Raw genomic sequence first — 12,068 nt, 5'->3', positions numbered from 1 at the left:
AATGCTTAGCTATCGATCCCGTGAAGCGCCAGAAGGTTGCGCATCCGCGCCTGCGCGAGGTCCGGGTCCGTCAGCAGGCGCGCCTGGTCGGCCAGTCGGAAAACCTGCGCGAAATGCGTGATCTCACGCGAGGATTGGAAGCCACCGGGCATGACGAAATGCGACTGCTGGCCGTTCAGCCAGGCGAGGTACGCGATGCCGGCCTTGTAGAACTGGGTCGGCGCCTTGAAGATCTCGCGGCCGAGCGGGACCGTTGGCGCGAGGAGCCTGTTGTAGGTCTCGTGGTCGTCGCGGGCCAGCGCCTCCAGCGCCTGCGAGGCGGCGGGCGCGATGGCGGCGAAGATGCCGAGGAGCGCGTGGGAGTAATGGGTGCCGTCGCCCTCGATCAGCGCGGCGAAGTTGAAATCGTCGCCGGTGTAGAGGCGGACGCCCTCGGGCAAGGCCGCGCGGAAGGTTTCCTCGTGGGACTGGTCGAGCAGCGAGATTTTCAGCCCGTCCACTTTCGCGGCATTGCGCGCGATGAGGTCGTGGACGACCTTGTTGGCCGTCTCGATATCCGTGCTGCCCCAGTAGCCGGCAAGGGCCGGGTCGAACATCTCGCCCAACCAGTGCAGGATCACCGGCGCCTGCGCCTGGGAGATCAGGTCGTCATAGAGGCGCGCGTAATCCTCGGGGCCTGCGCCGATCGCCGGCAGGGCGCGGGTGGCCATCAGGATGATCTGACCGCCGGCGGCCTCCACCGCCTCCATCTGGTGCATGTAGGCATCGCGGATCGCGGCGAGGCTTGTCAGCTCCTCTGGCGCGGCGTGGTCTGTGCCCGCGCCGCAGGCGACGCGCGGTTGCGTCGGATGCGCTCGGGCGGCAGCCATCGTCCGCTCGATCAACTCGCGGGCCGTGGGCCAGTCCACCCCCATGCCGCGCTGCGAGGTATCCATGGCCTCGGCCAGCCCGAGGCCCTGGTCCCAGAGGTCTTCGCGGAACTTCAAGGTGGCGTCCCAGTCGACGGCGGGGCGGCCCACCCAGGGATCGCGCTCGGCCAGCGGGTCGCTGATCACGTGGGCGGCGGCGAAGGCGGTGCGGGTCAGCGGCACTTGCGGCGCACGGGGGACAAGGGGCGTCCCGGTCAAGGTGTAGTCTTCGAGCGTACCGTTGGTGGTGGGCAGAAGCATGGTCTAGATCCCCTGATCTTCGCGGATCATGTCGGCGGCCTTCTCGGCAATCATGATCGTGGGTGCATTGGTGTTGGAAGAGACGACGCGCGGCATGATCGAGGCATCGGCGACGCGCAGCCCCTCGATGCCGTTGAAGGCCAACCGCGGCGTGACCACGGCGCTGTCGCCCGGCCCCATGGCGCAGGTGCCGGCGCAATGGTGCGAGGTCTTGGAGTGCTGGCAGATGAAGTCGAAATACTCGTCATCGGTGCGCACGTCGGGGCCGGGCAGACGCTCGGCCTTGATCATCGGGGCCAGCGCCTCTTGCGCGAGGATCTCCTGCGTCAGCTTCAACCCGCGGATCGACATTTCGCGGTCGCGGGGATCGGCGCAGTAGTTCGGATCGATCAGCGGGGCGCGGACGGGATCGGCGCTGGCCAAGCGGACCGAGCCGCGCGAGCGCGGGCGCAGGTAGCAGGAGTTCAGCGTCACGCCGCCGTCGGGCATAGCCGCCACCCCCGCCTCGATCCCGGTGCCGAGGCCGAGGTGGAACTGCAGGTCGGGTGAGCGCGCGTCGGGGTCGGCATACCAGAAACCGCCGGTCTCGAAGAGGCTGGAAGCCACCGGCCCCTTCTTGGTGGCGAGGTATTGCAGACCAGCCAGCACGCTCAGATGCGGTTTGGCGAAACGGTCGTAGGTATGGGGGCCCGAGACCTCGGCGATGCAGTAGAGGTCGAGGTGGTCCTGCAGGTTGCTGCCCACCTGCGGCTGGTCGAGCACCACGTCGAGGCCGAGGGCGCGCAGCTCGTCCGCGGGGCCGATGCCCGAGAGCTGCAACAGGCGCGGCGAGCCGATGGCGCCGCTGGAGAGGATCACCTCGCGCTCGGCGGTCAGGCGCGTGCCGTCCAGCATCTCCACCCCGCGGGCGCGGCCCTTCTCCACGATGATCCGCCGCACCTGCGCGCGCAGTTTCACGGTCAGGTTCGGACGACGGCGCGCGGGATGCAGGAAGGCCATCGCGGCGGAGGAGCGGCGGGCATTTCTCTGGGTCAGCTGGTAGTAGGCCGCGCCTTCCTGCACCTCGCCGGTCACATCCTCGTTGAAGGGAATGCCAAGCGCGCGGGCGGCCTCGAAATAGGCCTCGCAGATCGGCAGGGGCGCGGCGGGTTTCGACACGCCGAGCGGCCCGCCCTGCCCGTGGTAGCGGCCCGCGTAGGTGTCGTTATCCTCGGACTTGCGAAAATAGGGGAGGACGTCCTCGTAGCTCCAGCCCTCGCAGCCCATCTGCCGCCACTCGTCGTAGTCCAGCGGATGGCCGCGCGTGTAGATCTGCGCGTTGATCGCGGAGCCGCCGCCGATCACCTTGGCCTGCGTGTAGGTGAAGACCTTGCCCTGCATGTGCGCCTGCGGGACCGTGCTCCACCCCCAGGAACCGATGCCCTTGGTCATCTTCGCGAAGCCTGCGGGCAGGTGGTAGAACGGGTGCCGGTCCGAGCCGCCGGCCTCCAGCAGGCAGACGCGCACGTCGGGGTTCTCGGACAGGCGCGCGGCCAGGACCGAGCCCGCCGAGCCGCCACCAATGATGATGAAATCGAAGCCGTCAGCCATGGGGTGCCTCAAAACGTGTGGATGGACAGGCCGCCGTCCACCGGGATCTGCGCGCCGGTGGCGAAGGCGAAATCGCCGCGCGCCAGCGGGACGATGACCTCGGCGATATCGCGCGGGGTGCCCCACCGGCCGGCGGGGACGAGGTCGGGGATGGTGCTGTCGTATTGCTCGGCCACCGGCGCGGTCATCGGCGATTGCACGATGCCGGGGCGGACATCGAAGACGCCGATGTTCTCGGGCGCGAGCCGCAGGGCGAAGGCGCGGGCGGCCATCGCAGTCGCCGCCTTGGAGACGCAATATTCGGCCCGGTTGGCATTCACGATCGCGGCGCTGACCGAAGTGATGAAGGTGATCGAGCGGTAGGGGTCAGCGGGCAGGTCCAGCATCCGCTTGGCCACCTGCTGCGCGAGGAAGACCGCGCCGCGGGTGTTGACCTCCTGGCAGCGGTCGTAGCTTTCGGGCGTCATCTCCAGCAGGTCGCCGCGCGTCATCGCGCCGACGCCCGCGTTGGAGATCAGCGTGGTGACGGGGCCCACGGCATCGAGCAGCGCCGGGATCGCCTCGATGTCGCGGATATCGTGGTGGTGGTAGCTGGCCTCGAAGGGCAGCTCGGCGGTCTCCGCCTCTGCGGCGACGGCGATCTCCCACCCCGCTGCGTGCAAGGCCGTGGCAATGCCGAGGCCGATGCCCTGTTGTCCGCCGGTGACGAGCGCTTTCATTGAACGGCCTCCTTGAGGTGATCGGCCTGCCGCAGGGCAAGGGCCGCGATGGTGAGCGAGGGGTTCACCGCCGCCGAGGTGGGCAGCAGCGAGGCATCGCAGATCGACAGGTTGTCGAGGTCATGGGCGCGGCCCAACGGGTCGCAGACGCTGGTGGCCGGGTCCGTCCCGATCCGCGCAGTGCCGCATTGGTGCGAGGGGGTGCGGCGGTCGAATGCCTTGGAAAGCACCACCGGGAAGCCCGCCCGCTTCAGGGTCGCCTTCAGCTTCGCGACCAGCGCTTCGTGCGCCGCCCAGTTGGAGCGCTTCCAGTCCAGCACGATATCCTCGCCCCGCAGGGTCACGCGGCTATCGGGGTTGGGCAGATCCTCGGACATGGCGTAGAAGTCGATGGCCCGGCCGGCGATGAGCTTGGCGAGCGGCACGGGCAACCCCGTCTGCGCGGCAAGGATCGGCGCGGAGACGCGGCCGAGGAGTTGCACGTTGCCAAGCGGCGCGCCCTCCGGCCCGCCGGAGAGATACCAATCGTTGATCTGCAGGGTCTTCTGGTAGACCGCGCGGTTGCGCCGCGTGCTGAGCGCCAGCACCGCGCTGGCATTGTGGTTCATAAAGTTGCGCCCCACCTGATCGGAGCGGTTGGCGAGCCCGCGCGGATGCGCCTCGGAGGCCGAGCGGAGCAGCAGCGCCGCCGTGTGCACCGCGCCCGCCGCCAACACGACGTGCGGCGCGGTCAAGCGACCGGCCGAGGTGAGAAGCCCGGTGACGTGGCCGCCCTCCGCCTCGATCCGCCGGACCTCCACCCCGCTGCGGAGCGTCACGTTGGGGTGCGCCAAGGCCTCCGCCAATGCGGCGCTTTCGGCATCGAGCTTGCCGCCGGTGGTGTCGGGGAAGGCATCCCAAGGCGTCTGCGCGCGCTGCAGCCAACGGTCGAGATCGACGGCCAGGGGCAGCGGCGCGGGATGTAGGCCGGCAGCGGACAGACGATCCGCAAGGTCGGCGATTTCAGCCTCATGGGGGATTGGCGGATGCGGATAGGCGCCGCGCGGCGGCTCGGTCGGGTCCGCAGAGGCATCGCCGCGTACGTTGAACAGCGCCTCGGCCCGCGCGTAGAAGGGCGCGAGCGTCTCGTAGGGGAACGGCCAGCCGGGGGTGGTGCCCTCCATGTGGGTGATCGGCGCGAAATCGGCCTCGCGGTAGCGCAGCATCACCGCGCCGTAGAACTTCGAGTTGCCACCGACGCAGGCGTAATTGCCGGGATTGAAGCGCGAGCCCTCGGGCGTCAGCCATGTCTCGTCGGGGCGGAAATGTCCGTCGCGGAAGATCGCGACCGGATCGCGGGCCTCGGGGCAATCGGCGAGCAATTGGCCGCGTTCGAGGATCAGCACACGCTGCCCGGAAGCCGCCAATCCGGCGGCTAGTGTCGCACCCCCCATGCCGGAGCCGACGATTATGATATCAGCGTCACTCATTGCCCGTCATCACTAGTTCTGGAACGTTCCAATTCCAAGCGAAAAATAAGCCCGGGCGATGGCACCCGGGCTCTGGCTGTTACGCGATGCGGTCTTCCGTCTTCGGATCGAAGAGAACTGCCTTGTCCATGTTCACCGCGAATTCAAAGGGTTGCCCCGCGTGGACATCGGCATCGGCGCGCATCCGGGCGATGCAATCCTTGCCCGCCAACGTCGTGCTGACGAAGGTATCGGCGCCGGCAGGCTCGGTGACACTGACGGTATTGGTCATGCTTTGGATGTTCCGCGCGTTGCGGTCGGCGCCCTCGGGGTCGGTGATCGCCTCGGGCCGGATTCCGAGCATCACGTCGCGGTTCAGGTAGGCGCGGTAGGCCTCGGGCGCGTTCTCGATGCGCAGGTGGATGTCCTGCCCCTCGGCGCCGGAGAACTCCGCATGGATCGCGCCGTTCATCTCGACCAGCTTGGCGCTGAGCACGTTCATCGCGGGCGAGCCCATGAAGGTCGCCACGAAGAGGTTGGCGGGGTTGTCGTAGATCTCCTTCGGGGTGCCGAGTTGCTGCACGTAACCGTTGTACATCACCGCGATCCGGGTCGAGAGGGTCATCGCCTCGATCTGGTCGTGGGTCACGTAGACGATGGTGGTGCCGAGCTTCTGGTGCAGCTTCTTGATCTCGGTCCGCATGTCGACCCGCAGCTTGGCGTCGAGGTTCGAGAGCGGCTCGTCGAAGAGGAACACGTCCGGGTCGCGCACCAGCGCGCGGCCCATGGCGACGCGCTGACGCTGTCCGCCGGAAAGCTGGCCGGGCTTGCGGTCGAGCAGGTTCTCGATCTGCAGAAGCTTGGCCACATCGGCCATGGCGGCGTCACGTTCGGCCTTGGGGGTGCCCTGCATCTCCAGCCCGAAGGTGATGTTCTGACCCACGGTCATGTTGGGGTAGAGCGCGTAGCTCTGGAAGACCATGGCGATGTTGCGCTTGGACGGCGTCACGTCGTTGACCACCCGATCCTTGATCGCGATCTCGCCCGAGGTGATCCCCTCCAGCCCCGCGATCATGTTGAGCAAGGTGGACTTGCCGCAGCCCGACGGGCCGACGAGGACGAGGAACTCCCCTTCCTGCACCTGGATGTCGACCTTGTGGAGGACCTCCACCGAGCCGTAGGATTTGGTGACGTTGTTGATGTCTAGAAAACCCATGGGTCAGCCTTTCACAGAGCCCGCCATCAGGCCGCGGACGAAATACCGACCGGCCACGATGTAGACGAGGAGTGTTGGTGCAGCGGCCATGATGGCGCCGGCGAAGTGGACGTTGTACTCGCGCACGCCGGTGCTCGAGTTGACGAGGTTGTTGAGAGCGACTGTCATCGGGGCCGCCCCGCCCGACGCGAAAGAGGCGCCGAAAAGGAAGTCATTCCAGATGTTGGTGAACTGCCAGATGCAGCAGACCGCGATGATTGGCCCCGACGAGGGCAGCATGATCCGCCAGAAGATCTGGAAGAACCCGGCGCCGTCAATCTGCGCGGCGCGCACCAGCTCGGTCGGGAAGGCGGCGTAGTAGTTGCGGAAATAGAGCGTCGAGAAGCCGATGCCGTAGACCACGTGAACAAGAATGAGCCCGTAGGTCGTGCCCGAGATGTTCAGGATGCCCAAGATCCGCGCCATCGGGATCAGGACGATCTGGAACGGAATGAAGCAGGAGAAGAGCAGCAGCCCGAAGATCCATGTCGCGCCCCGAAAGTGCCATTTCGTCAGCACGTAGCCGTTGAGCGCCCCGGCGATGGTGGAGATCGTGACCGCCGGCACCGCCATGGCGATGGAGTTGATGAAATAGGGACGCAGGCCCGTGGGCTCGACCCCGATCTGGGCGGTGGACCATGCCGAAAGCCACGGCTCGATGGTCCAGTTCTGCGGCAGCGAGATCATCCCGCCGCTGGTGATTTCCTCCAGCGGTTTCAGCGAGTTCACGGCCATGATGAACAGCGGCATCAGGTAGAACAGCGCGAAGAGCAGCAAAAAGAGATAGAGGAACGTCCGCGTCACTTTCGAAGAGCGGATGGCGGTGTCGGTGGAGGCAATGGCCATCAGTTCTTCTCCCGCAGTTCGGCGTAGAGGTAAGGCACCATGATCGCGGCGATGGTCATCAGCATGATCACGGCAGACGCCGCACCGATGCCCATCTGGTTACGCGTGAAGGTGTATTCATACATGAAGAGCGCGGGCAGCCAGGTCGAGGTGCCGGGGCCGCCATCTGTCATTGCTACGACGAGGTCGTAAGACTTGATGGCGAGGTGCGACAGGATCACGAAGGCCGAGAGGAATGCGGGACGCAGCTGCGGCAGGATGATCCGCCGGTACATCTGGAAGTTCGAAGCGCCGTCCATCTGGGCGGCTTTGAGGATCTCGTTGTCGATCCCGCGCAGACCGGCGAGGAACATCGCCATGACGAAACCGGAGGACTGCCAGACCGCGGCAATGACGATGGTGTAGATCGCCATCTCGCTATCCTTGATCCAGTCGAACTGGAAGTTCTCGAACCCCCATTGCTGCATCGTGACCTCCAGCCCGATGGCCGGGTCGAGGATCCATTTCCAGGCGGTGCCGGTAACGATGAAGGACAGCGCCATGGGGTAGAGGAAGATCGGGCGCAGGATGCCTTCGCCGCGAATTTTCTGATCGAGGAAGATCGCGAGGAGCAGGCCGATGATCGTGCTGATGACGATGTAGAGCCCGGCGAAAATCCCGAGATTGACGATCGCCGTATCCCACTGCCGCACCCGGAACAGGCGCTCGTAGTTCTGCCAGCCGACAAGGTCGAAGCTCGGCAACATGCGCGAGCCGGTGAAGCTGAGATAGATCGTGAATGCGATGAAACCGTAGACGAACAGCACCATCACCGCGAAGGACGGGGCGAGCACGATTTTCGGAAGCCAGTTCTGAAGACGCGTGCGGAAATCCGCGCCCTCCAACATGGGATCAGTGGCGGCCATGGGGCCTCTCCTTCGACTTCGATGGGATGTGCAGCGGCGCGACCGGCCGGCTGCGAGAAGGCCCGGCCCCGCGCGCATGCGGGGGCCGGGCCGAAGTGGGGCTGATTATTGGGCCAGCTCGACGGCGGTGACCATCTCTTCAGCGGCGGTCTCAGCATCGAACTCGCCGTTGAAGTGCGCGGTGATCACGTCATACATCGCGTTCTGGATCGACGGCGGGTTGGCGTGGCCGTGAGCCATGGAGCCGAAGAGGCCACCGTTGGAACCGGCTTCCGCCAGATCCGCCATCGCGGCCTGACCGCAGGCGTCGAACGACGAGGGGTCGATGTCCGTACGGGCCGGTGCGGAACCCTTGACCACGTTGAAGGCAATCTGGAACTCGGGGCTCATCACGGCAGAGGCCATGGCAAGCTGCGATTCCGCGTCGTCTTCATCGACGCCGAACATGGCAAACTGGTCGGAGTTGAAGGTCACGGTGCCCTCGGTGCCCGGCACGCGGAAGCACTGGAACTCTTCGCCGGCCGTCAGGCCCGCGTTGACGAATTCACCCTTCGCCCAGTCACCCATGATCTGGAACAGCGCTTCGCCGTTGATCACCATGGCCGAGGCGAGGTTCCAGTCACGACCGGAGAAGTTGTCGTCGACGAAGCCGCGCAGCGTGGCCATGCGCTCGAAGGCTTCAACCATCTGCTCGCCGCCGAGGGCTTCCGGGTCCAGATCGACCATGGAGGCCTGGTAGAACTCGGGACCGCCGACGCCCATGACCATGGAGTCGAAGATCGTGGCGTCCTGCCAAGCCTGGCCGCCATGCGCCAGCGCGGTGTAACCGGCGTCCTGCGCGGTCTGCATCGCAGCGACGAAGTCTTCCCATGTCTCGGGCTGCTCAATGCCGAGCTCTTCCATCAGCGCCGTGTTGGCCCAGACCCAGTTGGTCGAGTGCACGTTGACCGGTGCGGCAACCCAATCACCCTCGTAGGTGGAGAACGCCTGCAGCGCCTCGGGCACGACTTCGTCCCAGTTCTGCTCTGCCGCCAGATCGTTCAGGTTTGCCAGCGCGCCTTCGGCGGCCCAATCCTGAATCGAGAAACCGAGCATCTGCACGGCGGTCGGGGGATCGCCTGCGGTGACGCGGGCGCGGAGGACGGTCATGGCGTCGGAGCCACCCCCACCCGCGACGGGCATGTCGGTCCAGCCGATGCCGCCACCGGCAAGGTCTTCGCGCAGAACGTTCAGGGCCGCGGCTTCACCACCGGACGTCCACCAGTGCAGAACTTCCACTTCCTGGGCCACGACGGCGCTGGTCGACAGCGCAACAACAGCCGCACCCGTGTAGAACTTTTTCATCAAGGTCATTCGATTTCCTCCCAATTGACCGACTCCCCCTTCCCGGGGCTGACAGAATTAAAACGTTATAAATCCCGGTCAAGTCAACCGGAAATTTTAGCGCCTCCTCGCCTCATCCGCCGCAATGCGGCATGTTTTGTTACCTTTTTCTGCGCCGCAGAATGTCTCAAGGCCTCAACGGCGCTATTGAAACGTTTGAAATCCTGCGTAATACAATGCGGGATGCAACCGATGGGCGATCTTGAACGATGAGCAGCGAACCTGGGCTGACACAGACGGGCGACAAGCCGACGCTGCGCTCCTTGGCGGAAGCCACCGGGTTCTCGGTCGCCACGATTAGTCGCGCCCTTGCCGATGATCCGCGAATCGCCGCGAAGACCCGTGCCACCATAGCACAGGCTGCGGCCGAGGCCGGTTACGTGCCGGATCGTGCCGCGCGGCGCCTGCGGACGGGACGCACGCAGGTGGTAACGCTGTTGCTGAATACCGAGCACGAATTTCTGGGCTTCACCCACGAGTTCCTGTCGGGCATGACCGACGCCCTGCGGGGCACGGGCTATTCCGTCAACGTGGTGCCTGACAACGTCGGCGCGGACCGGTTGGAACCAGTGCGGAACATCCTGCGCAACCAATTGGCCGATGGCGTTCTTTTCACGCGGACCGAGGCGTTCGATCCCCGCGTCCGGATGTTGCTCGAGGCGGATTTTCCCTTCGTCTGCCACGGCCGAACGGAGTTCACGACACCGCATCCTTTCGTCGATTTCGACAACGAGGCCTTCGCGCGCACCGCGGTGGAGCGACTGGTCGCAAAGGGCCGCACAAGGCTCGCCATGGTCCTGCCCGAGGATCGGTTCACCTTCACGCAGCACCTGCGGTACGGCTTTCTCAGCGCCGTGCGCGCGGCCGGCGTCAACTACGAGATCATCGAGGGCGCGACGCTCGACAGCTCCTCCGCCGAGATCGCCCGTGCGACCCGCGCCAGCCGCGAGTCCGAGACGCCGCCTGACGGCTATGTCTGCGTCGGCGAGGTGACGGCGCTGATCACCCTCTCGGCGCTGACCGACAGCGGTGGTGTGCTCGGACGGGATGCCGACATCTTCGCCAAGCGCGCCTCGCCGATCTTCGACAACATCCGCCCGCGGATCGATTCGGTCTACGAGGACCTGCGCAAGACCGGGCACCTGATGTCCGAGATGCTCCTGCGCCGCATGGCGGGGGAGCCTGCCGCGGGCCTCACGCACATCCTGTCGCCGGAGTTCGAACAAGTGGCTCACCCCGAAACCCAAGGCTGACGGGTGTCGCCGATGCGCATCTGCACGGTCTTCACCTCAAGGAATTCCTCCAGCCCGTAGCGGCCCAACTCGCGCCCCTGACCGCTCTCCTTGACGCCGCCGAAGGGCATCTCGGGAAAGCCGTCCATCCAGGTGTTGGTCCAGACCGTGCCCGCCTGCACCCGCCGCGCGAAGGAGAGGCAGGTGGACATGTCGCGCGACCAGACCCCCGCCGACAGCCCGTAGGTCGCGTCGTTGCAGAGCGCGAGCGCCTCGTCGAGCGTGCGGAAGGTGAGCACCGCGAGGACCGGGCCGAAGACTTCGTCTCGGGCGATGGGCATCTCGGGGCGCAGGTTCGTGACCACCGTGGGTTGGTAGAACTGTGGCCCCACGCCCTCGACCTCCAGCGCGCCGCCGCCAATGGCGACCTTCGCGCCATCGGCCACGGCATCCTGCACGTAACCGTTGATCTTCTCCATATGTTCGGGCGAGATGATCGCGCCGACCTGCGTCGCGGGGTCCAGCGGATCGCCGAAGGGCACCTTACGCGACAGGGCCACGACCTTCTCGGTCAGCGCCTCGGCCACGTCCTCGTGCACGATGATCCGCGAGCCGGAGTTGCAGCATTCGCCGGCGTTGAAATAGACGCCGAAGGTGATCGCATCGGCGGCCTGGTCGAGGTCTGCATCGGGGAAGATGACCTGCGGGTTCTTGCCGCCCAACTCCAGCGAGACCTTCTTGAGCGTGCCCGAAGCCGCCGCGCTGATGCGCTTGCCGACACCGGTGGAGCCGGTGAAGCTGACCATGTCGACGCGCGGATCGGTGGAGAGGATCTCTCCCACCGGGTCGCCATAGCCGAGCACGATATTCGCGACGCCATCGGGCAGACCGGCCTCGATCAGCAACTCGCCGAGGATGCAGGTGGTCGAGGGCGTCAGTTCCGAAGGCTTGATCACCGCCGTGCAGCCCGCGGCCAGCGCGAAGGGCAGTTTCTGCGAGACGATGAGAAAGGGAAAATTCCACGGCGTAATGAGGGAGACGACGCCGATCGGCTCTTTCAGCACGACGCCAAGCATCTCGGCGCCGAGCGAGTTGTGGCTGTCCCCGTGGATCATCCGCGCAAGGCTCGCCGCGTAACGCCAGAGGTCCGCCGCGCCTCCGATCTCGGCCTTGGCCTGGCTGATCGGCTTGCCGGATTCCAGCGTCTCCAGCATCGCGATGCGGTCGAGGTCCCGCTCGATCAGGTCGGCCACCTTCAAGAGGATCGCCGCGCGCGACGCGCCGCTGGAGAAGGCCCAATCGCCCGCGTCGAATGTGCGGCGTGCGGCGGCGATGGCGGCGTCGGCCTCTGGCGCCGCGCCCTTCGCGGCGGTGCTCACGTGGGTGCCGTGGGCCGGCGAATGCCGCTCGGAAACCGCGCGGTCGGCGCTGTCCCGCCACGCGCCGTCGATCAGGTGGCGGGCGGTGAAGGGCGCGGGCGTGGCCATGCCGGCGGAAGGAATGATCGTCATCTCGGTCATG

General features: G+C 66.2%; 10 protein-coding genes. 1 reads left to right on the top strand and 9 read right to left on the bottom strand.

Features of this window, described 5'->3' with window-relative positions; genetic code table 11:
• Positions 1 to 5: 5 nt before the first annotated feature.
• The 8 genes from KYE46_RS03435 to KYE46_RS03400 form a co-directional block, all read right to left on the bottom strand.
• The gene (locus KYE46_RS03435; protein ID WP_219003472.1) at positions 6 to 1,169 is read right to left on the bottom strand and encodes a dihydrodipicolinate synthase family protein; all 1,164 of its coding nucleotides are present in this window, start codon (positions 1,167 to 1,169) and stop codon (positions 6 to 8) included.
• 3 nt (positions 1,170 to 1,172) lie between these two features.
• Positions 1,173 to 2,759, bottom strand: coding sequence for a GMC family oxidoreductase (locus KYE46_RS03430; RefSeq protein WP_219003471.1), 1,587 nt, complete (start codon positions 2,757 to 2,759; stop codon positions 1,173 to 1,175).
• A gap of 8 nt (positions 2,760 to 2,767) precedes the next feature.
• A complete protein-coding gene (locus KYE46_RS03425; RefSeq protein ID WP_219003470.1) occupies positions 2,768 to 3,478 on the bottom strand; it encodes a 3-ketoacyl-ACP reductase in 711 nt (236 codons plus the stop codon).
• Positions 3,475 to 4,947, bottom strand: coding sequence for an FAD-dependent oxidoreductase (locus KYE46_RS03420; RefSeq protein WP_219003469.1), 1,473 nt, complete (start codon positions 4,945 to 4,947; stop codon positions 3,475 to 3,477). The genes KYE46_RS03425 and KYE46_RS03420 overlap by 4 nt, the downstream gene beginning before the upstream one ends.
• Before the next feature lie 79 nt (positions 4,948 to 5,026).
• Positions 5,027 to 6,142 carry an ABC transporter ATP-binding protein gene (locus tag KYE46_RS03415; protein WP_219003468.1) on the bottom strand — a complete coding sequence of 372 codons (1,116 nt, stop codon included), beginning with the start codon at positions 6,140 to 6,142 and terminating at the stop codon, positions 5,027 to 5,029.
• A gap of 3 nt (positions 6,143 to 6,145) precedes the next feature.
• Positions 6,146 to 7,027 carry a carbohydrate ABC transporter permease gene (locus KYE46_RS03410; protein ID WP_219003467.1) on the bottom strand — a complete coding sequence of 294 codons (882 nt, stop codon included), beginning with the start codon at positions 7,025 to 7,027 and terminating at the stop codon, positions 6,146 to 6,148.
• A complete protein-coding gene (locus KYE46_RS03405) occupies positions 7,027 to 7,932 on the bottom strand; it encodes a carbohydrate ABC transporter permease (protein WP_219003465.1) in 906 nt (301 codons plus the stop codon). The genes KYE46_RS03410 and KYE46_RS03405 overlap by 1 nt, the downstream gene beginning before the upstream one ends.
• A 105-nt stretch (positions 7,933 to 8,037) precedes the next feature.
• Positions 8,038 to 9,285 (bottom strand): ABC transporter substrate-binding protein, encoded by a 1,248-nt coding sequence (locus KYE46_RS03400; protein WP_247716899.1) that lies wholly within the window; start codon positions 9,283 to 9,285, stop codon positions 8,038 to 8,040.
• Between the two features lie 239 nt (positions 9,286 to 9,524).
• Here KYE46_RS03400 and KYE46_RS03395 point away from each other — a divergent pair, with 239 nt between their 5' ends.
• Positions 9,525 to 10,568, top strand: a complete 1,044-nt coding sequence (locus KYE46_RS03395) for a LacI family transcriptional regulator (protein WP_219003463.1) — start codon at positions 9,525 to 9,527, stop codon at positions 10,566 to 10,568.
• Here KYE46_RS03395 and KYE46_RS03390 read toward each other — a convergent pair.
• Positions 10,547 to 12,067: an aldehyde dehydrogenase family protein gene (locus KYE46_RS03390; protein WP_219003460.1), complete on the bottom strand. Its 1,521-nt coding sequence runs from the start codon at positions 12,065 to 12,067 to the stop codon at positions 10,547 to 10,549. The genes KYE46_RS03395 and KYE46_RS03390 overlap by 22 nt on opposite strands.
• Between the last annotated feature and the right edge of the window lies 1 nt (position 12,068).

Source organism: Gymnodinialimonas ceratoperidinii, from assembly GCF_019297855.1.
GTDB classification, from domain to species: domain Bacteria; phylum Pseudomonadota; class Alphaproteobacteria; order Rhodobacterales; family Rhodobacteraceae; genus Gymnodinialimonas; species Gymnodinialimonas ceratoperidinii.
The sequence above is the reverse complement of the archived record's forward strand: the minus strand, read 5'-3'. Positions and strand labels throughout refer to the sequence as shown.